This is a genomic window from Pseudarthrobacter sp. NIBRBAC000502770 (genome assembly GCF_006517815.1).
In the GTDB taxonomy this organism is placed as follows: Bacteria; Actinomycetota; Actinomycetes; order Actinomycetales; family Micrococcaceae; genus Arthrobacter; species Arthrobacter niigatensis.
On record NZ_CP041198.1, the window covers coordinates 2,836,674 to 2,860,371 of the forward strand.

A 23,698-nucleotide genomic window follows, 5' to 3' on the forward strand; every position below is an offset into this window, starting at 1 on the left:
CGTGGCGGTGGACTAGGTGGTGGTGCAGACGTCCCGGACGGCGGGGTTGTATTCGAGGGCCAAGACCAGCTGGTGGTCGGCGAGGTCTGCCGCGCTGATGGGGGGCGTCCAGGGCGATGGTCCCCTTGGCGGGCGCTTCGAGGAGGGTCCTGCCTTCGGCGCTGACGCGGATGGTGCCGGTGGTGGGTTGGCCGGTGACGGCGATGCTGCCGGTGATGCGGGCCGGCTGCAGGCCGGCGGCGACCGGGACGGCGAGCTGCTGGCCGGATTGGCCGGGCATGGCGGAGACGGAGCCCAGGCTGGCGTTGGCGGTGGCCGGGTTGGTGTGGGTGGCCGCGACGCGTTCCGCGGGTGCTGCGGCGGCTGCGGCGTTGGCTGCGGGCTAGAAATTGGACGGCGGCAAGCAGGGCGCAGGTGAGAACAACGCTCCCTGCCCGGAGACGTGAAAGCATGCCTCCACCTTGGCGGGGCGAACTCACTTTACCCCTCGGCCTACCCTCAAGGTTGACTCAAGAATGGGTGTTTATGCAGGTCAGGCCGGCATCTGGGGTTACGTGTGCGGTGGAGCGCTTAGCGCTCAATCGCCATCAGGACCACACCGATGGTGGCTACGGCCAACGCGGCCAGTGCCACATAGGAGATGTACCGCAGCCTGCGCTGCCGTGCGTCCCGCTTGGAACAGCGAACGTCGTAACTTCCCCCGTGCCTGCTCATGCGCCGACCATAAGGAGCAAATCTTAAGATTGGCTGAAAACGTTTGTTTGTTACGAGGCTTCGGGGCTGCTGCGCCAGTCCTTTTGGAGCCGCTTGATAAACCACCGGGGCTGTTCGGGGCCGTAGGCAGGAATTGTAGAGAGTCGGCGTCTAGGTGCATGTACCTGAGGCGTCGGCAGAAGAGGAACTTACTGCAACTCTTATTTCCCGATGGAAGGCCACTACGGCATATCGTGCCGGGGACGAAGTCTCGGCCAATTGCGGGGACCTTGCCGACAGCAGGGTGTTTTGCATCGATCTCGACTCTAGATCAGCAGCAATGGGCATGAGTCGTCATGGTGCAGGTTCGCACTCCCGCCTGCTAGCGTGATGGCATGTTCGCGGTGACTATTGGGGGCGCCTTCGCGCTCGTTCTCGGCCTCTTCTTCGCTTTGGGGCCGGTCATGGGGGCGATTGCTGCGGCAGGCGTCATAGCTCTGGCGGTGCTGACCATGCGCCCAGCGTGGACCGCGTACGTTGCCATTATTTTGGGAGTTACCGCCTTCCCCGCCTTCATTCCGTATAGCGTCCAGCTCGGCTCAACTACGGTTTTTATGTTCGAGCCGTTCCTGTTCATGGCTGCCGCATGGGCAATCGCTACTCATAGGGCCATCTCCAGTGCGAAGATTAGGGCAACCCTGCTCACGGCCCTAATTGGGTGCGCCGTTGTGGCCGGAATCGCTCTGGAGTACCCAACCATTGAAGTGATCAGCGATGGCCGCGGACTGTTAACCGTGCTCTTGTCAATGGTCGTTGCATCACGAGTCTTTGGAGCGCCGGAAGCGACGGTCGCCCTTCGCGTCCTTTGTTACTCGCTCTGGACCTCTCTCGGCGTCATCGCACTGTCGATGGTTCTGAAATTCAAGCTGGCTGGCAGGACAGAAGCTGCCGCATTGTTTCTGTCGAGCTCGGGCGCCGGCACGAGTGATTCAACCAGATTCCTCACGGCCGCTACGGAGATTTCCGTGCTCGTCCTCTGTGCCACGCTCGCCCTCGTCGTAGTCGGTCGAGCAACCTTGCAGGAGGTCAACCCCTACCTCGTGCCGGCCCTACTGATGACGTTCCTGGGCTTCTCACGAAACAGCTTCCTTGCCGTCGGCATGGCCGTCATCTTTGCCATCGTGGCTGCCCGGACCATTAGGCCCGTGGCCGTGGCCGCCCGGCTGTCCATCTTGGTGGGGATTCCGATTCTGGTCCTTTGGCTTGCCAACACCGCAATTGGAATTCCCGGAGGGGACTTCGTCGTCGCCCAGATCAACGCCTTCATGTCCCGAGTAGTGGATGGACTGGATACCTCAACTCTCAACGATGACACCTCAGTGCAGGCGCGTATCAACGAAGACGCTTACCTCATACAAGCCATCGGCCAATCACCGGTGGTTGGCCACGGGTTCGGTTACGCCTACCGCCCAGCTGTTGGACCGGTTGGCAGCTTCTCCGCTACGAAAGGCCAGTACTACGGCCACAACTTCTACCTCTGGATCACCGTCAAGACAGGGCTACTTGGGCTCGTCGCTTTCTTCATCGTCGCCATGGCACCGGTTCTGGCCTGCCTTCGCAGGCGGACTTCTGAAACTTTGGCCCTGGGTTCCGCGGGCGCAGGATTGCTGCTTTCCATTGCATTTGCGCCCTTCCCGAACGACGTAAGCAACGGCGGTAGCATAGCCGTGGGGCTCTTGCTTGGCGCGCTCATCACAGCCGTCTACACGAGCGACAACTCGCTAAAGGCTAGCCTTGGACAGAACCTCGGGGCACTTGTAGACCATTCCGATGCGCGCCAGCCGGTCAGCCGAGTTCACTGACACGCCACGGGCGACGAGAAGGCCCTGACTTCATCCGTCGAACTGCTGCCATGTATATTTTGCAGTTTTCGTTCCCGCCAACATTGAGCGGCGCATCGGAATTGGCGGTCGTCAGTGGTTGCTCGGCCTCGATGCTGCTAATCGTCCCCAGCGTGGTCTGTCGCCTTCACTAGTGGCCAAGAACGCAGAACACGAGCGCGCCAAGCATGGGCACCTCGACCAGCGGCTTGTCCAGACTTATCCCTGTGAGCGTCAATTCAAATCTTTACAGGACACCCCGTCGCGCCGGTTAGACAGTTCAAATAAACCAAGGGGCATGACTGCGGGCATTCGTCCACTCATAAGTCAGGTCCGCGGTTCGCTGCCCGATCTTCTTTGCAGGGATGCCCCCAACCACCGTGTACGGCGCAACGTCTTTCGTGACTACGGAGTTGGCTGCCACAACGGCGCCCTCCCCGATGGTCACGCCGGGCAGGATGGTGGCGCGGAAGCTAATCCATGCACGATCACCGATCACGATGGGGCCACCTGACGTAGCAAAGCAGGGGCTGTTGTAGTCGTGTTGGAGAGTCCAGAGAGCGACCTCGCTGGAGAAGTTCACGTTTTTCCCGATAGTAATCCCCTCACGCCCATCTAGAGTGGCCCACATGCCGATGATTGAACCGGCGCCGACGCTGATGTTCTGAGCATCACGCACTTCCCGCCAGCGGTAAAGCTTGGCTGTGGGGGCGACCTTCATCCCCATGAGCTTCGCGCCCAGGGTGCGGAGCGCGCCAGACGGGATGCTGCCCACGACTTCCCCGGCTGCAAAAGCTGCGCCTGACCTTGCACCGCGGAGCTTAGGCCATATGGACGTGGATTTAAGCGCACTCTTGAGATTCGCCATGCGTGAAGTATATGGGGTACAAGATCGGTTAACAGCACGCCGCGTTCGCGGAGATCGACCGTACATTGAGCGCTCCCGGCCCACATCCGGATGCCGCGGGTGTTCCAGGACGAGTCCTGAACGCTGGATCTGGACCGCACGGAACTGGGCGATCTGCTCCTGACCCGCTGTGCGTCCTACCCCTCGGATGCGGCGCTCATCATCCTGAGAGCATACCTGGGCTGCGTATCCGGGGCCTGTGCGGTGCGGATCGAGGATTACCATGGCATCGAGCGGGGCGGCCGCGTCCTGTAGCTGGTCGGCAGGGTGGAAAGCCGGCGACGCTCCCGCTTCCGCTGCTGTGCTCCTAGCAATGGGTGCTGCGGTCGGCGAGGGCGTCTGGGCCGCTGCTTCTGAAGTCCCGGTGAGCCGGTGAACTGGAAGTCGGCGGCGCTGACAATGGAGAGGTTGTGCAGGAAGGCTGGGATCAAAATCCCGTAACGCCACTTGGAATCCCACACTCCTTCGTCGCAGCTTGCCTGGACGAAGCCCTACCGCTGCGGGACGTACGAGGCACAGTCCCCGGGCGCCGGGACCCTCACACCACTGCACCATACGGCCATGCTTGGCACAACCACGACCGGCAAGCTGTGCACACCGTGAGCGCGTTCCCGGTCGATTCAGCCTGACCGCAAGGGACCTGAGAATGCGATGGCAGCTGAAAAGCTGAGCCGTAGTTTACTGACTCCCCAGGAATCATGGATTCACGGAGCCGTGGCCGAATCATCGTGTAGTGCTTCTGCCATGACAGCAGACAAGGTAGCGGTGTACTCGCCAACCATGTGGATGCCATCAACCCGAACAGGATGATTTCCGATGTACGGCGGGCACACCGCAGTCGGTGTGCAGAACCAGTTGGATACGTCGACGTAGTGTACCGGCACATTCGCCTTGACTTCCGCTTCAACCGCAGCCTTTTCGCGGGCAGTGACTTTCCACCAGAAGTCGGAGATTTGCGCTGTACATGTCTGGGGCGTGCTACCAGCTACTGCGCAATCGTTCAGATTGGGGCCACGCGGCGGAACGCTGAGCATAACAATCTTGCTCGAAGTGCCGAATTTCGACAGGCTGTCCCGGCCACCTGTTTCCCACTCTGCCATGGCGGCTGCCACATCCTTGCCGGCAACTGTGTTACCGATGGAGTCAAGATTGGCGACAATTACCAGAGCGGGCTTGTGCTCGGCGACATAGGCAAATGAAGCGGCTCGGTGCGACCCGCAAGCTTCCTGATCCTTGTTGGCCAGTGTCACGGCAAAGACTGGGCAGGCGGATCTAGTCAACATTTCGATGCGATAGCCCTGCGGTTCAAGGGCGCCGCGAATGGCTGGCATCCAGCTAGCGGCCATGCTGTCCCCCAAGACGACTGCAACCTTGGAGGACTTCTTGTCGCCGTATACGCAGTCGACGCCCCACTTCTCGGCTGGCACTGTAAGACAGCGATCCTTGTAAACCTCCGGTGCCCATGAGGAGTTTCCAAGAGCATCTAGAGATGGGCTGAGCTCGGGCCAAGCAGTGCTGGTTAGGGAAGCAGCTATCTGGTCTTGCACACCCTGTACAGCCGGACTGAACTTTGGCGCAGCAGCATTGGCGAAACCTGAGGGTTTGGGTGCTGCGGCATACGCGGCCGACGATGGTGTTTCCTGCGGCGTCAGAGCTAACAATGAGGTACCGCCGGTTATTACAGCAAGTACAGCGAGACCAATATAGGCGGCCTTGTTAGATACTCCAGCTCCACGCTGCATGCGAGGCCGCCGGAACGGCCGGCGCGCGCGGGGACCCCTCTTCCTCCTTACGTCGAGCCAAGAAGATCGGCGAATCGTGTCCTCCACGAAGTGGTAAGACAAGACTGAAAGGCCAACAGACATCGCGAGTGCAAGATAGAAATAGATTGGTTGTGTTGCCGGGACATAGGCCGTCAGTAGGATTATGACCGGCCAGTGCCAAAGGTATAGCGAGTATGAGATGTCGCCGATGTAGCCTGCTACTCGGTTTGTCAGCGGTTTCAGGAAGTCCCGGGAGCTACCGGTTCCCGCGACGATAACCAGTGCAGTCGATAAAACCGGGAGTGCTGCCCAAGGCGCAGGAAAAGTCGATTCTGGGGTGATGACGAACAAACTGGCTATAATGCCAGCAAAACCAGACCATCCTAGGGTCGGTCGGATCGCTTGGGGTATGCGTGCAAGGAGTCCAACCGATGCGGCGAGAATTGCGCCGACACCGAGTTCCCAGGCCCTAGAGACGGTCGAAAAGTATGCCCAAGAAGGCGATGTTGCGGACTCATGCATGGCCCATACAAAGGAGCCTGCAGTGAGAAGGACAAGAGCGGTAAGGAGAATAGTCTTGCGTACCTTCTGCTGCCGCTCAGATTTGAAGCCGAAACCAAGAATCACGACCATCACTATCGGCCACACCATGTAGTACTGCTCTTCGACAGCGAGGGACCAGTAGTGCTGCAAAGGTGAAACGGGCCCTTGGTTCTGCATGTAGTCGGTGCCCACCAGAGCCAGATGCCAGTTCGCGGCAAAAAAGAATGACCAGATGGCGTCAACAGCCACTGCCTGCGCCCTGGTCGCTGTATAGATCGACCACGATGCAGCCACCGTGACAGCAAGGACCAAAACTGCAACAGGTGTGATGCGCCGAATTCGACGGCGGTAGAAGTCAAGGAATGAAATCCGTCCAGATCTGGCATGCTCCTTGATGAGCAATCCAGTGATCAGGAAGCCTGAGATCACGAAGAAGACGTCAACACCGACGAAACCACCAGCGGGAAACTTGAAGAGGTGGTCTGCTACAACGGACAGGACGGCCAAGGCACGAAGGCCCTGAATATCGAGCCGCTGCAGTGATTTCCCCGGCCCGGTTTTCGCCGCCGTGGCATGCCTGATCGCGATCGCGGAACTACGCATTGTTTTCCCCCAGAAGAAATGAGACCTACCGGCTATTCTACGGCTACGCAAGCCCGCTCACCGACCCGCCCACGGACGCCAATGGCATGAGCAATACACGTATCGATGCCGTTACCTGGCGGTCGGGTAGGCTCGTCGCCAAAAACCGCAGGCCTTATGACACACGACTCGATTCCCCCCGGCTCTCCTGCAAACGTTTGATGAACCACCGAGACTGCTCAGGTCCATATGGCAAGACAGGAATTGCCTTCGTAGCATCGTTGGGTGTGTCACGAATGGACTGGCGGGCTTGGCGGACGGCGGTGCTCATGGTGTTCGCCATGGTTTTGACGAACTGGTCGCTGCAGGGCTTTCCGTGGCCCGGAATAAGGAATTCGTACCGGTGGCGCAGTGCCGAGATGTGCCGGAGAACGTCGGCCCATTCCTCGGGGTAGGAGTCCTCGAACGAGGGGTGGGCGCCATGCTCCACCAGGTCACCCACGTAGAGAGTCGTGGGCGTCCCCACAAGGAGATCACCATCAGTGTGGCCGCGGCCCAGGTAGAACAGGGTCGCAGTGAGGCCACCCAGGTCCACCAGGACGGGCTGGTCTTTGACGATTGCATTGGGGACCACGAGTTCCACGTTCTCGCCTTCACCGGCGGCCATCTCAGGCTCCAGCGTTCCAACGTGCCGGCGCTGCACGTCACCGCGCTGGTCAATCTCGGTGGCGCAGTTCTGGTGGGCCCAAAATTCAGTCACCCCAGCTTCAACGAAGACGGCGTTGCCGAAGAAATGATCGTAGTGGGCATGGGTATTGACTACCACGAGCGGCAGGTCCGTTTTCTGCCTGACTGCGTCCAAGATCTCGCGTCCCTGGCGGGGACCGCATCCGGTGTCAATAAGCATAGCGCGTTCGGAGCCGACTACCAGGCCCGTGTTCAGCAGGGATCCTTCAGTGACCAGTACATAGTTGTCCGTGCCGACTTCGAGCCATTCCGACATTGTTTCTCCGACCTCCGGCAAAGCAGTGTGCGATCGTCTTGGTCACCGATTGTACTCATTCACGCCTCGGACGTTTTGATGCGCGCGCTGACTCCATTAGCGACTGACGGAGTGGGGCCGTTCACTCGGTTCGTGACCGGCCACGGGTTGCCAGTGCAATGGCCGCCCATGGCTCCGGACCCCCGGCTCCCTGAAACTCGGAGCATGGACAAAGGACTGCCGCTCGGGCCACATGCACGTATCTCACGCAACTCATCCGTGCAGACAGCCCCGGACTTAGTCGTCACTCTGTCCAAGGTAGAATTGCGGGGACTCACGCATTTTGCCGTTCTGGGGGCGGCTGGTCTGAATGCCCCCGCAATAAACTAAGGGGCCCGAGCTTGGACCTACGCGAGTACCTGCGCATCTTTCGACGTAACTCGTTACTAATAGTGGCTGTCACCCTAGCGGGTTTGCTCGCTGGCGGAACCTACTCCATTCTGACGAAGCCGACCTACACTGCAGAAACACAGCTGTTTGTGGCCATTCAGAGCTCCGGTTCCGTGCAGGAACTGCAGCAGGGAAATACTTTCAGTCAGGCGCGAGTTCAGTCGTACGTCAAGACCGTCTCGTCCCCCGTGGTACTTCAGCCTGCCATCGACGCCCTGGGCTTGGCAGTCACCCCCCAAGAACTTGCGACACGCGTAAAGGCGACTACAGACGCCAATACTGTGCTAATTACTATCGCAGTCGAGGACGGCTCCTCCGTGCAAGCCGCTGCTACGGCACAAGCGGTAGCAGAGAGCCTCATCAAGGCCGTCGACACCTTGGAGAAACCGAAAACTGGCGGTACATCACCGGTAAGTCTGTCGGTCATCACGCCGGCCACTGCGCCTACCTCACCGTCAGCTCCAAACACCAAAATCAACCTAATTCTTGGGTTGCTCGTTGGTCTTACAGTTGGTGCTGCTATATCGCTACTAAGGTCCACTCTCGATACCAGAATCCGCGGCGAAGCAGATGTGCGGCGGGTAAGCGACGCCCCACTGCTGGGTGGTATCAGTTTTGATCCTTTGGCGACGCGAAATCCGCTACTGACACAGGCGGCGGCGCAAAGTCCCCGAGCAGAATCTTTCCGCCAGCTTAGAACAAACTTGCAGTTTGCCAACGTAACCGGTCACGCAAAATCTGTCCTTGTAAGTTCATCTCTCCCAGGAGAGGGCAAAAGCACCACCGCCACGAACCTGGCCATCGCCTTGGCTCAGGCCGGAAAATCGGTCTGCCTTATCGACGCTGACCTTCGTCGGCCGATGGTTCACGAGTACCTGGGTTTGGACAGGAATGCAGGCCTAACAACGGCACTTGTTGGGGCGGCAGATGTCAACGATCTCCTGCAGCCATGGGGAGAAGATAACCTTCACGTCCTCACATCAGGACAGATCCCTCCCAATCCAAGTGAGCTCTTGGGTTCTGACGATATGCGGAACCTAATTGAAAGCCTGGAGGAAGCGTTCGATTCAATCGTAATTGACGCTCCACCACTACTTCCCGTTACAGACGCCGCCGTTCTTTCACGACACGTAGGAGGCGTTGTACTGGTCATCGGATCACAAAAGATTTCCCAACAGGACCTGGAAAAGTCTCTGAGTGCTCTGGACCTCGTCGGCGCAAATCTTCTTGGGGTCGTGTTGAACAGGCTGCCGGTGAAGGGGCCCGATGCCTACAGCTACAGCTACTACAGCAACGACCAAGGCAGCGACTACCAGGGCGAATCTTTAAGCAGCAATCCCTCTGACACGCCGAAAGTGCGCCGCTCTCGAGACAATAGCAGAGAAGAAGCGACACACACTTACCGCTCCCCAAGCAAGTTTCCGCTCGGTCATAACTAACCCCCGGCACCGATGGGAACTGAGCCAGGACGTGATGAACTCGGGAATCCCGGAAGCGTCTATCGTTGCAACTCCCATAGTGGTTGAGTTTTCTGATTTGTAGCCTGCCCGCCCATCATCTTTGAGCTGCATAGGAATTCATACATGGCTGCTTTGCCCCGCGTCGATCACGCCTTAGACCGGCGAGGCAACACGGCGAAAGGCATATCATTTAGCGCATTCGCCGGAATCGCCTCTCTGGTAGCAGGCGTGGTATTGCTCCCTTTAGTGCTTTCTGCCGTTGGCGCCGCAGCGTATGGAACTTGGTTGTTTCTCTTAGCGGTTGCATCCTTTCTCTTCTTTCTAGATCTCGGCGTCGGGACGGCGATCGTGCATTTCCTGTCGCGTTCTCGAAGCGGTGACGAAACGACAGATCCGAATAGGGTCACTTCAACAGGACTCGCTTGGGCTGCCGGAGCCTGCTTGCTCGCCCTAAGCGTTTTCGCTGCTGTAGCAATCAACTACGCCAACGAGGCGCGTCAGAGTGTGAGCGACACCGAGTTTTCGGTCATGGTCCTCGCAGGCATCGGCATCCTTGCGACTATGGCGATCCGACCAATGAGCTCCGTACTCTTTGGATCAGGCTTCCTGCATGTTGAGCGGACCTACCAGGTAGTCGGAGTTCTTGTACGGGTACTTGGAACACTGGCAGCTTGCTGGCTGAATGGCGGCATCATAGGTGTGGTCTTGGCGGAAGCTGTTGCTCTTATGGTGCCACCCATCATCGCGACCTTCAGAGTTCGCCGGTTACAACTCGTCCATATGCATTGGAACAAGGTATCAACCGCCGAACTTAAACGCATGATGGCCTACAGCTTGGGCGCCTTCAGTGTTTCCATGGTGGGTGCCTCAATTTTGCAATTCGGAACGGTGATCATTGGAGTAATAGGCAATGCAGATCAGGTTGCTTATTTCAATGCCGCATTCCGGATATATGCAAGCGTACGACAGGTTATTGGCTGGCTCACAGATCCTTTCCGCTCGGTATTGAGCAGGCTCTACGTCAGAGATTTGAGCAAAGCGAACGTCGTGCTTTACGATCTTCTTTTTGTCGCCTTCGCGGCATCGACAATTGGATGCCTTCTCCTTCTCGTAACGCTACCTGTGGTGCTAGAAGTCTGGCTTGCGGGGTCAGTCCCAACCACCGAGGTTGCGACGGCAGCAAGCGCCCTTCTTGCCGGCCTCGTCCTCAATGCACTCCACATACCGCTGATCCCAGCGTCTGACGCCGCCGGGAGTCCAGGCGCTTTCCTGACTCACCAAGTCATGTGGCTTGTATCGTACGCCGGGTTCGCCCTCATACTTTTTCCCGCCTGCGGCATAACAGGGGTGGCCTTGGCAATGACAATTCCGCTGCCGGTTCTGGAGTTTGCATACTTGTTGACAGCAGGTCGCACTGTAAATCTTAATTACAAACGGTGGTTTACTCGGGTGGCACGCCCGGTTCTTCCGGTGCTGATTCTCGGACTGATTGCCGTCTCGTTTACTGCTATATTTCCGCAACCAGTGTACGTAGTCGCTGCCGGAATATTTTTTGCTGGATCGAGCATATTATTGTTGTTTCTAACACGTGTTAGCTGGTCCTATAGTTCCGTACTCGGTTCGTTACGCACCGAAGCATAAGTGGAGCATGGGAATCGAGATAGGAATATTCATTGAGCATGACAGTTGAGTCCGTTCTTTCGGGTTTCAGACTTGAGACCAAGACAGCCCTAATTGATGCCCTAGATGGAATCGACCAAGTTGCGCTGCTTGATTTTCCGTCACACATGAATGTTGGTGATGGGATGATCTGGGCCGGTGAGCGAGCATACCTGCAGTCCTTGGGCATTCGAGTTCGATACACCTGCGACATCGAGCGCTACAGCCCGGTTGCACTCAAGAAGATGCTTCCTGCGGGAGCCATCCTTCTTCACGGTGGCGGTAATCTTGGGGACGTCTGGCCCAAGTTTCAGGCCTTTCGAGAACGCGTAGTTGGCGATTTCCCAGACCGAAAGATCATCCAACTTCCACAGACCCTCTACTACGACTCGCCGGTTCGAGCGCGAGCATCTGACCGGATCTTTGGTAACCACGCTGACCTCACCGTCATGTTGCGTGATGAGAACTCCATGGAAAGGGCTGAGAGACTGCTCCCGTCAGTTCGAAAAGTGTTCGTACGAGACATGGCACTGGGTTGGAGCCCGGACATTCCAACTTCGGATATGAGCCGAGGCGTTCTCGTCCTGGCTCGCAGGGATACCGAGGCTAAAGGATCAACTGCCAGCGTTGCCAAACAACTCAGTGCTATGGCGGATGTTGAGGTTGCAGACTGGGGTCTAAAGGGTCTAGAGCGTGCTAAATGGAAGGCAACAAAGATTCCTGGCAGGATCGCGCGTCAGAATGACGTGCTGCTAGATTCGCGTCAGACAGCCAAGTTGCTGACGCATTCTTACGAGCGAATGCTCGGAATGAATCTCCAAGCGGGGGTTCAAGAATTTGCCAACCGCAGGCTTATCATCACGGATAGGTTACATGCGCATGTGCTTGCTTCCCTAATGGAAATTCCACACGTCGTATTAGATAACTCCTACGGCAAAGTGAGCTCCATTTATAATGATTACACTCACAAGTTCCCTTCAGCTCGGTTCGCTACCTCTCAACCTGAAGCGCTGGAACTCGCCAGGGACCTGCTGGCCAAGGGGAACTCATGAGGACAGTCGAGGTGCTCTACGCAACTGGCCGGGACGTAAGGGCGTGGGAAAAAGCCTATGCCGAAGGATCGGTTCCGGACCGATGGCCTTATGGACTTCATCAGGTCAGTGCAGGGATGGACAAGCCAGCGAGCTATTCTGAGGCGCTACCTCTGAACCAAAAATCCTTGCTGAAGTGGCTGGCCGCCAGCCTTCATCGTGGGAACAACAACCAGACGGCAATCGCCTGGGACGAAGACACCGCGATTCGACTATTCTTCCAAAAGCCTTCCGCGGCAAAGTATACCGGGGTCATCTGGGCTACTGACCGCCTAATCCGACAGGAAACCAATAGGAAGGACATGATCCTCCGTAGGATACTTCCAAAGTTTGACGGACTATGGGTATTGAGTCGCGCTCAAGAGGAAGTCCTCCGCACGTGGTTGGGCCGGGATGCGCCCCCCATCTTCTTTTTACCATTTGGCATTGATGAAGATTTTTTCTCGCCATACGAGTACCCAAAAAAACCTCTTGTTCTCAGTGTGGGACGTGACCGGGATCGAGATTCAGCCACACTCTTCGAAGCTCTGGAAGAAGTTAAGCGCATCCGACCCGATGTGGAGTTGGCTGTGCAAACGACGGCATCTACGGCGGCGCCACCCGGCGTGACATTACTACCTATGATGCCCCACACTGAGCTGCGTCAGCACTACCGGGCCGCCTCTGTAGTGGCGGTAGCAACTCGTCCAAACGTTCATGTATCTGGGATGACTGTGGCGCTAGAGGCGATGGCAACTGGCCGCCCAGTGGTCATAAGCGGTACAGAGGGCATGGCGGACTACGTAGAGCACGGCATTTCAGGCGTACTCGTTAAACCACAGGACGCCGGTTCTATGGCCTCTGGAATACTGGGACTTTTGGGTAACCCTGTGGAGGCCGCAGAGATGGGAATACGAGGCCGCCAAAAGGTGGAATTGCATCACACCACTCAGAAGATGGCACAGCTTTTGTCTAGCATGATTCGACAGTAGTTCGGCGCATTACAAATATTCGATTGAGCGCAAGAGGGCCCGGACGCACATGAACTGGTCTCCGAATGTTGGAGCCTAACCCGCGAGGGCCTGAGCACGGTATTGCACCGGGCTCAGGCCCTCGAGCTTTGTCGAGATTCTTTCGGTGTTGTACCAGCGGATGTACTTGTACAGTGCCGTGGTAAGTGCTTCGGTGTTGAGTAAGCGGACCCGGTGGAAGAGCTCTTCTTTGAGGTGTCCGAAGAAGTCCTCCCTCACTGCGTTGTCGTAGCAATTGGCTTTGCGGTACATCGATTGTCCTGCACCGGCTCCCTCGAGGAGAGCCCACCAGGAGGCGTGCTGGTACTGGAAGCCCTGATCCAAATGTACGAGCGGATGCTGACCGTGCTCAAGGCAGCTGAGGGCCTCGCGCAGCGAGGCGTTGGTGAGCTCCAGGTTCGGGGAGAGGCCACCGCGGTAGGAGATGATCTGCCGGTCGAAGAGGTCCATGACCGGCGAGAGGTAGAGCTTGCGGCCGTCGACGCTGAACTCGGTTACGTCTGTTACCCATTTCTGATTTTGGGCATCCGCGTCGAACTCCCGGTTCAGCAGCTTCTGGGCAACTCTGCCCTGCTCGCCCTGGTGGGAGTTGCAGCGCTTCTTCCATCGGACCATGCAGACAAGCCGCAGCGAACGCATCAGCTTCAGCACGGATTTCTTCGAAATCGACCACCCTTGCTTGACCAGCTCGGTATGAACCCGGCGGTGCCCGCACCGGCCATGGTTCTTCTCGAAGATCTCCGTGACGGTGGCCATGAGTGACTTCTGCGGATCGGGGACTAGGAGACGGGCTTGGTGATAGAAGAACGTCGACCGGGCAACGCCGGCGACCTGCAGCAGGACCGACGGGGGAAGTCAGCCTTGAGGGTGATGAGGGCCTTGACCTTCACCGTCGTTCCTGCGCCCTCAAGGCCCGCAATTTTCCCAGGTAAGCCACTTCCGCCCTCAGCCGCTCGTTCTCCCGCCGTAAACGTTCCAGTTCAGGCAGCTCCGCAGGCGGCGGCGAGTCGGGCTTCCTGGGTCGGCCTTTGGACTTCGGTTGCAACGCATCGGCACCCTCGCGACGATATGCCCGCACCCACGTTTCGAGCAGACGAGGCGAGGATAATCCGGCTTCTAGCGAGATCCGGGGAAGTCTCGCCCGCGGTGAACCGTTCGACCAAGGCGATCTTGAATTCGAACGAGTACATACGTTTTGTGGGCTTTGCCACCAACGCTCCTCGACCATGCATCCTCCACCGCCGATAGAGACGCTTGACCGGCCCGCGAGACACGCCCAGCAGGCTGGCCGTCGCCTTATCTGCGATGCCCTTCTCGAACCACGCTACAGCGGCCTCGCGCTGACTTTCGGACAACGAACTACGTGCATGCATAAAAATACTCCCCGGAAGTCAGAACTGAATTTCTCAGGCCAACTTCCGGGGAGCAGTTCAACATTGACTCTGGTCCCTCTTTTGCTCCTCTAGAAGCGCTCCTGGCGCATGGGATTGCTGACCCAATTGCCTCTTTGCATCCATGCAGACCATTCCCGAATGTTCGCTTCGCGCCATCCCTTGGCGGCACGCCAAGCTTCTTCGGGCCCCTCTGCTATCGCATGATCAACAGCCCGCTGCCAGGAACTCCTCGATTCTGTGTCCACAAGGAGCGCGGAATCATCGCCGACCATTTCAGCCAATACACTGTCCCTAGGACCGACGAAGGGGGTTCCGGCCTCCAGGGCTCGAATGGCGATGCCACTCTGGAAGAACCTCTTGTAGGGAATTAACACGGCACTACTGTCTGCCAGGAGATCGTCTAGCCTCGCCTCGTCAACAAATCCCTCTACTACTCTCCAACCCTCAACGGCCGGCCATCCGCGCCCATAAACCTCAAGAGTTACGGTCCGTGAGAGGTCCTCCCCCAATGCCCGGAGTGCTTGAATATCTCTGTCGGCCTTGTATTGGCCCAAGACTCGAACTATGGGAGCAGCAGGTTGCCCTAAATTCCCCTTGCTGACTGGATCCAGAATCGGGTGTGGCAGAACATCTACGTTAAAGCGCAAATCCTCGCTGGCAATCGCTTCCTGCGCCTTATTACTATGGGCAATGATTCCTACCCGGTTCTGGAAAATGGAGGCAAACCGCCGTGCCCGATTGGAATAGCCCACGGATCGTACGAGAGGCACAGGGTCATGTACTACCACGGCAACGTTCCGCAGGCCAAGAATTCCTACAAGAGCGACATCCAAGTAACCAAGTACAGGCCAGACAACAATAATTCTTGGTTTGCTCGCCGACGCTAAAAAGCGGGCCCGAAGCAGTATGGACAGATATTTGGCCAGCCAATTTAGGCGATGCTGTCTACTGGCCGACGGCTCGAGAAATCGTGTTGAAGAAACCGTATGCCCGGTTTCACGTAAAACACTACATAGTTCATTCTCGTAATGAAGCAATGCCGCACCCAACGGGTTAATAATATGTACTCGGCCGGGTAGGAGAGGTTTCATAACCGGCAGCGGAAGGGGCGATGATAGGCCCCGCAAATAATCTCTGGTCCTGCCAACCTCCCGTCGGCGAACTACATCCGCAACAATCTTTCGCGCCACCATTAGTGGTGGCACTATTCTCGCCCTTAGAAAGCCACCATGCTCGCGAAGGAAAAGCCGGATGTTCCGCGCAAAGAAATAAGGAGGAATTCCACCCGATTGTTGCCATACCTTAGCAGTAGGTACCCAAAGAACCTCGTAGCCATCCCTACCTAGGGTAAGGTGCAAGTCAGTTTCCTCCATGTACAGGAAGTAACCTTCAGGTACCGTGCGCTCTGAGATTTCTTTCCATCGGTACAACAAGAATGCCCCATCGAGCCATTGACGTCGAATTGGAGTATGGTATTGGTGGAGGATTTCCAGGCTTTCTCGATGGCCGTAATGTGCCGGCACTCCAGTAAGTCGATCGATGTAGCCTCCCGTCGACCATATGTATTCCTCTTCAATTCCGGATATCAATGTTGGACCGGCTACTGCCGCCCGCGGGTTTCCCTCGAGGGCCTCATAAAGATCGGAGACAGCACCCGCGGCGGGTTGCGTCTCGTGCGTGGAGACCAGAAGGTAGTCGGGCACCACCGTCCGGTTTGAAAAGTGGGCTATGGAATGGTTTACTGCTGCCGCATATCCATTGTTCGGAGTGAACTCCAAGTCGACTTCGGCATTTATTGTCTCACGAAGTTCGCTTCGTCTTTCAGGCTCTTCACTATTGTCAACAACCAGGATGTTTTGCGGAAGCACTCCCTGCATAAGCAGGGCGTCAACGACTCCGCCCACTGATGCATAGCTTCGGTGATGGACCACGACCGCGGCGACGTGCGTAAGCAACTATTTCCCCCTAGAAGAAAGTAATACAAATCTTCCCAGCACGGCTAAGACCGCGCAGGAACGTGACGGGATCTAAGTACCTTTTCGGCTTCTTCCTCGTACGCCCTGCACACGTTTGCCCACGAATAGGTTGTCGCCGCCCGCGACAGTCCATTGGAGGAAGCTTCGGCCTGTAAGTTCACATCCGCCGCTAACTCCAAGACTGAAGAAACGACGTCTCTGGGCTCAACTGCGGTAAACCTCCCATGTGGACCCAGCACTTCCCGGTTATAAACAGTGTCGCGGGCAAGCGTGGGTGCACCACATGCCATGGCCTGCACCAGGGCCGGATTCGTACCCCCAACGCTGTGACCGTGAAAATAGACGCCGCAATGTTGCCAAAGTGAAAGCAATTTTGCATCGTCGCTCACGTGCCCGAGCCAATGAACATTTTCATGTTTGAGGCTGAGCGCCTCGGCCTTATCATCGAGCGGACCGCCATAGCCGGACGAACCAACAATGACAACAGGAAAATTCTTGGCTATTTCCGGTACAGCCTCGAAGAACTCTTCTACCGAGTTCTCGGGAACAAAACGCGCCACAATTAGTACGTAGCCTCGGTGATTCAATCCATCCACAAGCGGAAGCTCGGCCGGAATGTCGCCGCCGTAGGGAATAAAGGTTGATTCTCTATCAAAATCTCTTTTCCAGCGCCTAGAAATCTCAACGGAGTCAGCTATAAGCGTCGTCCCAAAACGAGCCGTGAAATGCGCGCCCAGTTTAAACACACCTTTGGCCAGACGTCCCCATTTGGCGCGTTCCCACTCAATGCCATCAACATTCACAATGGTTGGGATGCCTCGGAGCCGGAGTAGGGGAAGCCAAAACCCGTTGGCAACATTCATGATTATGGCGACGTCGGGTTTTTGCATGCAGGCGTGCAACACGGAGGTCAAACCGAAGGTCAGTGTGCTTAAGGACTTTGTCTCAAGTCCCTTTGTTTCGACCAACTGGACTCTCAAATCTCGAGCAGGATCGTCCATCCGCGCGGCTCCGGGTCGCCCGTAGACGACGGCATTCCAACCGCGAGCAGCAAGATAAGGAGCCAATTTACGGACTGCCGTCTCAAATCCACCGTAATAGCTCGGGTACCCCCTAGTTCCGATAATCGCCACAGTTCGGTCTTGCGGTGCGGCAGTCGTTCTCTTCATCCAGTTCCATCTTCTCCCGGGCGTCTAGTTCGCGCCGTGTCCCTTCCGAACACACCATTCCTGTACGAAACGGCGTTCATCAGGGGTAGCCACGCATCGAGGCTCGTAACGGATCGATGGAAATCGATTTCCGACGAAACACCCCAAACACGCGTTGAGATCCGGCGCTTCTGACACGGCTCTGTTCGTCCCGCTAACCATAACCTGAACCTGGGCACATGAAGTGATGGGAACATGCGATACAGACCTACTTAGGCGCAAGCCCAACTCCTCGTCATGAAAAAATGGAGGGAGACTGGCTGCTCGCTGTATCGTTACGCCGGGGGTTATTCCCGGCCTAACTAACGAACTGGTAGGGATACTGACTTGGGGACAACGCGTGATTGGCGTCAACGAACGTCGCGACGGCTGCGTATCGTCGACGCGTTCGTAATAGTGTGGGCGATTTCTGGTGCCTATATCGTGCGCTTCGGTTTTGCTCCGAACCTCGTCGTCGAAGGACAAGACTTCTCCTACATGGGGCTGTCGGTGGCTCTGGTCATCGCGTGGTGGCTAATGCTCGGCGCATGGAACAGCAGACAAAGTCGAATCTTGGGCTCGGGCGCAGACGAATACAAACGTGTCGCAGCCGCGTCACTTTGGCTGTTCGGGATAGTAGCCATCGTTTCATATGTGCTTCGAATCGACACTGCCAGGGGTTACGTCGGCATTGCGCTTCCGGTCGGATTACTTGGGCTGCTGCTGGCGCGCTGGCTGCTGCGGCAGCACCTATCAGTGGATCGTCAGGGCGGCTTCAGCATGTCACGGTTGATGATTCTGGGAGGCCCGAGCGCGGTTGCGCATCTGGCCGACACGCTTGCGGGAGCGAGGCACTCCGGCTATCTGCCAGTCGCCGCCTATACCCCTGGTGGTCTTGATAAGAACACCAGTGCAGACATCTCCGGTCTGCCCGTCCTTGGCTCAGACCCCGCAATCCCGTCGATACTTGCTGCCATCGACGAATCGAATGCTGATGCCGTCGCTGTTTCCGCCGGAGTGCAGTTGCACCCGCAGACTCTTCGTCACCTGGGTTGGGAATTAGCTTCCCGGAACGTTGGCCTCATCATGGCCCCGGCGCTGACTGACATTGCTGGTCCTCGTATCCACACCCAGCAAGTCGCCGGGCTTCCGCTTATCCATGTAACGACACCAACCTTGGAAGGTGGGCAACGGGTTGCCAAGCGCCTCTTCGACGTTGCTGTGTCCGGCGTCCTGATTGTGTGTGCATCCCCCCTCATGGCGCTCATTGCACTCGCAGTTAAGCTCGACAGCCGTGGGCCGGCCCTGTTTCGTCAGGAGCGCGTAGGAATCGAAGGCGCACCATTCAAAATGCTGAAGTTTCGCTCGATGGTTGTGGACGCGGAATCGCAACTCAGCAACCTCGCTACCAGGAACGAAGGTAGCGGCGTTTTGTTTAAGATGAAGAGCGATCCGCGGGTGACCCGCGCCGGGGGGTTCCTGCGCCGATACAGCTTGGATGAACTCCCCCAACTCTTCAACGTCTTTTACGGATCAATGAGCTTGGTCGGCCCACGCCCACCTCTGCCTCGAGAGGTCGAAGCCTACGAACACGACGTGCGTCGGCGGCTGCTGGTTAAGCCTGGACTGACAGGACTCTGGCAAGTCAGTGGACGTTCAGATCTGTCGTGGCAAGACTCCGTGCGTCTGGACCTCTACTACGTCGAAAACTGGTCCCTAGCAGGGGACATGGTGATCCTGTTGCGAACCGCGCGTGCTGTCTTTCAGAGCACCGGCGCCTACTGATGACTGAGATATCGAATTATTGCAAGCTGGAAGGATCCGCCCATGCCAGGACCCCATGAATCACGTCCGCGGGGGCTTGATCGAAATGAGGCCACGAAACGGTCCCGTAAGCTTCGGATTCGCCGACTTCTTGTGTGGTTTCTTGGCTGTCTCTTGCTTCTCGTCATAGCGGCATCATGGCTCGCATACAAAGCGTCCCGGGTGAACGCAGACTTGTCAGCAGCAGCCAACCTAGTGCAGCAGCTGAAACACCAAATATCCTCATCCGATACGGGCGGTGCGGCTTCTACTGTCGATCAGATGGCAAATTACACCGAGAGTGCAAAGAACTCCGCCCAGGATCCCGTTTGGACCATCGCATCGGGGCTGCCTTGGATTGGTCCCAATCTCTCGGCCGTGACAGAAGTGGCCCGTTCAGCTGACGACGTTACGCATTTGGGAATGGCTCCGCTCGTGAGGATCTACGACTCTCTCGACTGGAAAGAGCTTGTTCCAAAATCTTCGGGATCCAATCTGGCTCCGCTAAAGAACGCAGCTCCGACAGTGTCATCTGCAGCCTATGCAGTGGCTGCCTCGGCAGACCGGCTGAACAGCATTAACTCCGATAACCTGCTTCCACAGGTGTCCGCTCCACTCGACAGTGCGCGAGAAGAGCTTCAACAAGCAACCACCGCACTAAATACCGCAGCGAATGTCGCACAAATTGCTCCAGATATGCTGGGTGCAGACGGGTCCAAGCGCTACCTGCTGATGATTCAAAACAATGCTGAAACACGCGCTTCCGGCGGAATCCCGGGTGCTCTCGCCGAACTGACCATCGACCAAGGGAAACTACGTCTCGGCAAACAGAGCTCCGCTACTGAACTGGGAACGATGACACCGGTTCTTCCTGTTGAGGCCCAACAGCAACAAATCTTCTCAAGCCGTATCGGCAAATACATGCAGGATGTGAATTTAACACCTGATTTTCCCACTGCAGCCGCTACAGCAAAAGCCATGTGGCAACAAAAGACCGGCGAGAGTCTTGACGGAGTCGTTTCCATCGACCCAGTGGCCTTCAGTTATCTTTTGGATGCCACCGGCCCGATCAAGGTCACCAATCCGCAGGTAGTGGCTCTGGCCAAGGGCAAACTTCCTGTCGTCCTAACAAAGGAGAACATAGTTTCTACGCTCCTGTCCGACGTCTACGCTAAGATCGAGGACCCGAAGCTGCAGGACGCCTACTTTGCGGGAGTAGCCCAGGAGGTGTTCGGCGCCCTTTCGGAAGGGAATGGTGATGCCAAATCGTTGGTGGCAAGTCTTACCCGAGGTGTCGAAGAGGGACGGGTCTCTTTGTGGTCCGCAAACTCAGCTCAGCAGGCGATCATTGGAACCTATAAATTGGGTGGCTCCGTCAGCGGTCCAAGCGTCTCACCAGCCGAATTCGGTACGTACTTCAACGACGGAACTGGCGCCAAGATGGATTACTACGTCAAACGAACAGTTCAACTTATCAAGAAGTGCTCCAAGGATGGGTACGAGGAAACGGCTATTCGAATCGTGAGCACAAACACAGCGCCCGCAGATGCCGCGAAGTCTTTGCCCTCATACGTTACCGGCGGTGGTCACTATGGCGTTGCTCCAGGGACTGTCCGGACAAATGTCGTCGTCTACGGACCAGTCCAAGCAAACATCGAATCCGCCAGCCTCGACGGACAGAAGACGACTTTCGCCCCCTACTTACACGCCAACCGGCCAGTAGGGGTGGTTGGCCAGCAGCTCACACCAGGCCAAACCGAAACGGTTGAGTTCACCTTCGGGAAGATTGTTCAGCACACGGAACCTAACCTGGTTGTCACACCAACTGTCCAGCCTGTAAAGGACGTTATCCTGCCGACGGAGAATGCGTCCTGTGATCACGGCCAGTGACAGTCGCGTTAACACTATGTAAACCGACTGGATTGAGGTTGGTTACAACCAATCCGGGATGGTACGTTCTATCTGGGATATCTATCCGTAGTTCTGCACATGGTCTCGTGCGGAGGGGACACTTCCCCAAAATCGGGTATCAAAACTTAAACGTCTCCGGGGGGACACACATGAAGAAAACACTCGCCGCGCTCGCACTGGCCGGCTCCATTGCACTCATCGGTTCCGCGCCTGCCATGGCCGCAACCTACCCAGCACTTCCGCCGCAGGCCGCCGTCTCCGACGGCACCGTTGGACCGGGTGAAACCTTCGTGTTCCGCGGCCAAGGCTTCCTCGCCGGGGAACGACTGATCATCCGCGTTACTCCCGGACAGGCTCCTGCCTCGAACGGCGCCAACATCGCCGGTAGCCGTGCCGTTGCTGCACGCATCAACGTTGTAGCCGAGGCACAGACCCTGTCCGCTCAGGCCGACGCGAAGGGTGCTGTTGAACTGCCCATCGCCATCAACGAGGCCGGCACCTACTCCATCACCGCCACCGGCGAAACCTCAGGCGTGACTGTTGGTCCCGTCACGGTCACCGTTGCGGCCGCTCTGGCAAACACCGGCAGCGTTGTTGCCGGCACCACCGGCGGCGCTCCGCTGGCCAATACTGGCGGCCTGGCCAACACCGGCGCCGACTCCGGCCTGGTCCTTTGGACTCTGGTGGGCGCAGGCGCACTGGCCGCAGGTGCAACCTCCGTCGTGGTGGTTCGCCGCCGTGCCAAGGCTGAGGTCGCTGCCTAGCCCCAGTATTTTTTGCACCAACGAAGGTGGGTGCATTTCCGGAAACGGAGATGCACCCACCTTTTGCTTTGTGTGGTATCTATTTGATCTATGGGGAGACATTGGCGCAGGGCACCACGCGAATACGACTTTTCTATCCCACTCCCCAGCCCACAAGTGCTCGGCTACGCCCTCCTCGTTCTCCTCGCAGCCTGCGCCCTGGCCACCGCCGCCTCCGCCCTTCTACGGACGTCCTGAGGCCCACTTGAGAATCCTCAATAACCACCGGCTGTGGCAGCTCATCCTCGCGGCCATGGTGGTTCCATTGGCCCTTGTTGCCTTCTGGCCGACGCCCGTGGACCAGCCCGTCTCAGGGCAACTGGCCATCGTGTTGAATTTCCTCCACCATTACGGCATTCCCCCCTGGTTTAACTACGACTTTGTGGAACGCTCCGCCAACGTTGGCCTGTTCATTCCTGCGGGTTTCGTTGCCACCCTGGCATTTCCCAACAAGAAATGGTGGCAAATCGGCGCCTTCGGAATGCTCATTTCCGGCTGCATCGAACTCGGACAGTTCCTGTTTCTTCACAGCCGCTTTGCAAGCCCGTCAGATGTCATGACCAACACGTCAGGCGCTGTCATCGGCGCCCTGCTGGCACTCCTGGCCATGCAAAAAGGGAGGCCCGCCGCCATCCGGCAACGCGCCTCCCAAAAACAATAGAACGCCAGGACTACCCGACGAAGCCCTTCATCCAGGTTTTCAGGTCCTCGCCGAACTCCACGCGCTCGGAAGCCAGCGTGATGACGGCCTTGAGGTAGCTCAGCTTGTCGCCCGTGTCATAGCGGCGGCCTTTGAAGACCACACCATAAACGCCTGAGCCTTCGCCCTCGCCGGCTGCGAGGGTCTGCAGGGCGTCGGTCAGCTGGATCTCGTTGCCCCGGCCCGGAGCGGTGTTCTCCAGGACGCCGAACACCGAGTGGTGCAGCACGTAGCGGCCGATCACGGCAAGGTTGGACGGTGCGTCAGCAACCGCAGGCTTCTCCACCAGGCTGTTGACGCGGACGTAGTCCTCGCCTTCAACAACCGAGATGTCCGCGCAGCCGTAGGCACTGATCTGGGAGGGATCAACCTCGATCAGGGCGATCACCGAACCACCGGTCTTCTGCTGCACCTCCATCATGGTGGACAGCAGGGTCTCTGCCTCGTCGATCAGGTCGTCACCCAAGAGCACGGCGAAAGGCTCGTCCCCCACGTGCTGCTGGGCGCAGAGCACAGCGTGGCCCAGGCCCTTGGCCTCGCCTTGGCGGACGTAGTGGATTGGGCCCAGGTTGGAGGCGTACTCCACCATGCCCAGCTTGTCCTTGTCGCCCTTGGCCTCCAGAGCAGCTTCCAGGCCCGGCTCGCGGTCGAAGTGGTCCTCCAGGGCGCGCTTGTTGCGGCCGGTGATCATCAGCAGGTCGGTGAGGCCGGCGTCCACCGCTTCCTCGACCACGTACTGGATGGCCGGGCGGTCAACGACAGGCAACATTTCCTTAGGCATTGCCTTGGTAGCGGGCAGGAAGCGTGTTCCCAATCCGGCAGCAGGAATGACGGCTTTGGTTATAGCTTTCCCCTTAGTCATAGGTGAACCTTAACAAATTTGTTGGGCTGATCGGCAATTGAA

Annotated in this window: 19 protein-coding genes; 10 read left to right on the forward strand and 9 right to left on the reverse strand. The window is 57.5% G+C overall.

Annotated features, from left to right (window positions below; genetic code table 11):
• The first annotated feature begins 19 nt into the window (after positions 1 to 19).
• Positions 20 to 418, forward strand: a complete 399-nt coding sequence (locus NIBR502770_RS21550) for a hypothetical protein (protein WP_246857279.1) — start codon at positions 20 to 22, stop codon at positions 416 to 418.
• Between the two features lie 152 nt (positions 419 to 570).
• Here NIBR502770_RS21550 and NIBR502770_RS21230 read toward each other — a convergent pair whose 3' ends face one another.
• Positions 571 to 714 (reverse strand): hypothetical protein, encoded by a 144-nt coding sequence (locus tag NIBR502770_RS21230; RefSeq protein ID WP_168223174.1) that lies wholly within the window; start codon positions 712 to 714, stop codon positions 571 to 573.
• A 374-nt stretch (positions 715 to 1,088) separates the two neighbouring features.
• Here NIBR502770_RS21230 and NIBR502770_RS13650 point away from each other — a divergent pair, with 374 nt between their 5' ends.
• Complete coding sequence (locus NIBR502770_RS13650) at positions 1,089 to 2,555, forward strand: O-antigen ligase (RefSeq protein ID WP_141182271.1); 1,467 nt, start codon at positions 1,089 to 1,091, stop codon at positions 2,553 to 2,555.
• 298 nt (positions 2,556 to 2,853) lie between these two features.
• Here NIBR502770_RS13650 and NIBR502770_RS21725 read toward each other — a convergent pair whose 3' ends face one another.
• The 3 genes from NIBR502770_RS21725 to NIBR502770_RS13665 form a co-directional block, all read right to left on the reverse strand.
• The gene (locus NIBR502770_RS21725; protein ID WP_210418868.1) at positions 2,854 to 3,441 is read right to left on the reverse strand and encodes a DapH/DapD/GlmU-related protein; all 588 of its coding nucleotides are present in this window, start codon (positions 3,439 to 3,441) and stop codon (positions 2,854 to 2,856) included.
• A gap of 743 nt (positions 3,442 to 4,184) precedes the next feature.
• Positions 4,185 to 6,389 (reverse strand): acyltransferase family protein, encoded by a 2,205-nt coding sequence (locus NIBR502770_RS13660; protein WP_141182272.1) that lies wholly within the window; start codon positions 6,387 to 6,389, stop codon positions 4,185 to 4,187.
• A gap of 154 nt (positions 6,390 to 6,543) precedes the next feature.
• Entirely contained in the window at positions 6,544 to 7,371 is an 828-nt protein-coding gene (locus NIBR502770_RS13665; protein ID WP_141182273.1) for an MBL fold metallo-hydrolase, read from the reverse strand.
• Positions 7,372 to 7,751: 380 nt separating this feature from the next.
• Between NIBR502770_RS13665 and NIBR502770_RS13670 the strand changes: the two genes are divergently transcribed.
• The 4 genes from NIBR502770_RS13670 to NIBR502770_RS13685 all read left to right on the forward strand — a co-directional run bounded on the left by NIBR502770_RS13670 (position 7,752) and on the right by NIBR502770_RS13685 (position 12,981).
• Positions 7,752 to 9,239 (forward strand): polysaccharide biosynthesis tyrosine autokinase, encoded by a 1,488-nt coding sequence (locus NIBR502770_RS13670; RefSeq protein ID WP_141182274.1) that lies wholly within the window; start codon positions 7,752 to 7,754, stop codon positions 9,237 to 9,239.
• Positions 9,240 to 9,383: 144 nt separating this feature from the next.
• The gene (locus NIBR502770_RS13675) at positions 9,384 to 10,901 is read left to right on the forward strand and encodes a lipopolysaccharide biosynthesis protein (RefSeq protein ID WP_141182275.1); all 1,518 of its coding nucleotides are present in this window, start codon (positions 9,384 to 9,386) and stop codon (positions 10,899 to 10,901) included.
• 38 nt (positions 10,902 to 10,939) lie between these two features.
• Positions 10,940 to 11,971: a polysaccharide pyruvyl transferase family protein gene (locus tag NIBR502770_RS13680; protein ID WP_141182276.1), complete on the forward strand. Its 1,032-nt coding sequence runs from the start codon at positions 10,940 to 10,942 to the stop codon at positions 11,969 to 11,971.
• A complete protein-coding gene (locus tag NIBR502770_RS13685) occupies positions 11,968 to 12,981 on the forward strand; it encodes a glycosyltransferase family 4 protein (protein ID WP_141182277.1) in 1,014 nt (337 codons plus the stop codon). Before NIBR502770_RS13680 ends, NIBR502770_RS13685 begins: the two co-directional genes overlap by 4 nt.
• 75 nt (positions 12,982 to 13,056) lie before the next feature.
• Here the strand turns inward: NIBR502770_RS13685 and NIBR502770_RS13690 are convergent, their stop codons facing one another.
• From NIBR502770_RS13690 to NIBR502770_RS13705, 4 genes are all read right to left on the reverse strand, one after another.
• Positions 13,057 to 13,860 carry an IS3 family transposase gene (locus tag NIBR502770_RS13690; protein ID WP_141182278.1) on the reverse strand — a complete coding sequence of 268 codons (804 nt, stop codon included), beginning with the start codon at positions 13,858 to 13,860 and terminating at the stop codon, positions 13,057 to 13,059.
• 46 nt (positions 13,861 to 13,906) lie between these two features.
• Positions 13,907 to 14,248: a helix-turn-helix domain-containing protein gene (locus tag NIBR502770_RS21885; RefSeq protein WP_141182279.1), complete on the reverse strand. Its 342-nt coding sequence runs from the start codon at positions 14,246 to 14,248 to the stop codon at positions 13,907 to 13,909.
• A gap of 234 nt (positions 14,249 to 14,482) precedes the next feature.
• Positions 14,483 to 16,369, reverse strand: coding sequence for a glycosyltransferase (locus NIBR502770_RS13700; protein ID WP_141182280.1), 1,887 nt, complete (start codon positions 16,367 to 16,369; stop codon positions 14,483 to 14,485).
• 44 nt (positions 16,370 to 16,413) lie between these two features.
• Positions 16,414 to 17,559: a glycosyltransferase gene (locus NIBR502770_RS13705; protein WP_141182281.1), complete on the reverse strand. Its 1,146-nt coding sequence runs from the start codon at positions 17,557 to 17,559 to the stop codon at positions 16,414 to 16,416.
• 366 nt (positions 17,560 to 17,925) lie between these two features.
• Between NIBR502770_RS13705 and NIBR502770_RS13710 the strand changes: the two genes are divergently transcribed.
• From NIBR502770_RS13710 to NIBR502770_RS13725, 4 genes are all read left to right on the forward strand, one after another.
• Positions 17,926 to 19,362, forward strand: coding sequence for a sugar transferase (locus tag NIBR502770_RS13710; RefSeq protein ID WP_141182282.1), 1,437 nt, complete (start codon positions 17,926 to 17,928; stop codon positions 19,360 to 19,362).
• Between the two features lie 201 nt (positions 19,363 to 19,563).
• Positions 19,564 to 21,270: a DUF4012 domain-containing protein gene (locus NIBR502770_RS13715; RefSeq protein ID WP_246857280.1), complete on the forward strand. Its 1,707-nt coding sequence runs from the start codon at positions 19,564 to 19,566 to the stop codon at positions 21,268 to 21,270.
• A gap of 170 nt (positions 21,271 to 21,440) precedes the next feature.
• Positions 21,441 to 22,055, forward strand: coding sequence for an LPXTG cell wall anchor domain-containing protein (locus NIBR502770_RS13720; protein ID WP_141182284.1), 615 nt, complete (start codon positions 21,441 to 21,443; stop codon positions 22,053 to 22,055).
• A gap of 334 nt (positions 22,056 to 22,389) precedes the next feature.
• The gene (locus NIBR502770_RS13725; protein ID WP_246857281.1) at positions 22,390 to 22,755 is read left to right on the forward strand and encodes a VanZ family protein; all 366 of its coding nucleotides are present in this window, start codon (positions 22,390 to 22,392) and stop codon (positions 22,753 to 22,755) included.
• 10 nt (positions 22,756 to 22,765) lie between these two features.
• On the opposite strand, the gene galU is transcribed toward NIBR502770_RS13725, so the two are convergent.
• Positions 22,766 to 23,656: a UTP--glucose-1-phosphate uridylyltransferase GalU gene (gene galU, locus NIBR502770_RS13730; protein ID WP_141182286.1), complete on the reverse strand. Its 891-nt coding sequence runs from the start codon at positions 23,654 to 23,656 to the stop codon at positions 22,766 to 22,768.
• Between the last annotated feature and the right edge of the window lie 42 nt (positions 23,657 to 23,698).

Bases quoted from the DNA above. Each gene is read 5' to 3' on its own strand.
- NIBR502770_RS13665 (WP_141182273.1), bottom strand. From the start codon at position 7,371: ATGTCGGAATGGCTCGAAGTCGGCACGGACAACTATGTACTGGTCACT.
- NIBR502770_RS13660 (WP_141182272.1), bottom strand. From the start codon at position 6,389: ATGCGTAGTTCCGCGATCGCGATCAGGCATGCCACGGCGGCGAAAACC.
- NIBR502770_RS13675 (WP_141182275.1), top strand. From the start codon at position 9,384: ATGGCTGCTTTGCCCCGCGTCGATCACGCCTTAGACCGGCGAGGCAAC.
- NIBR502770_RS13680 (WP_141182276.1), top strand. From the start codon at position 10,940: ATGACAGTTGAGTCCGTTCTTTCGGGTTTCAGACTTGAGACCAAGACA.
- NIBR502770_RS13685 (WP_141182277.1), top strand. From the start codon at position 11,968: ATGAGGACAGTCGAGGTGCTCTACGCAACTGGCCGGGACGTAAGGGCG.
- NIBR502770_RS21230 (WP_168223174.1), bottom strand. From the start codon at position 714: ATGAGCAGGCACGGGGGAAGTTACGACGTTCGCTGTTCCAAGCGGGAC.
- NIBR502770_RS13705 (WP_141182281.1), bottom strand. From the start codon at position 17,559: ATGAAGAGAACGACTGCCGCACCGCAAGACCGAACTGTGGCGATTATC.
- NIBR502770_RS21885 (WP_141182279.1), bottom strand. From the start codon at position 14,248: ATGGTCGAGGAGCGTTGGTGGCAAAGCCCACAAAACGTATGTACTCGT.
- NIBR502770_RS13720 (WP_141182284.1), top strand. From the start codon at position 21,441: ATGAAGAAAACACTCGCCGCGCTCGCACTGGCCGGCTCCATTGCACTC.
- galU (WP_141182286.1), bottom strand. From the start codon at position 23,656: ATGACTAAGGGGAAAGCTATAACCAAAGCCGTCATTCCTGCTGCCGGA.
- NIBR502770_RS21725 (WP_210418868.1), bottom strand. From the start codon at position 3,441: ATGGCGAATCTCAAGAGTGCGCTTAAATCCACGTCCATATGGCCTAAG.
- NIBR502770_RS13650 (WP_141182271.1), top strand. From the start codon at position 1,089: ATGTTCGCGGTGACTATTGGGGGCGCCTTCGCGCTCGTTCTCGGCCTC.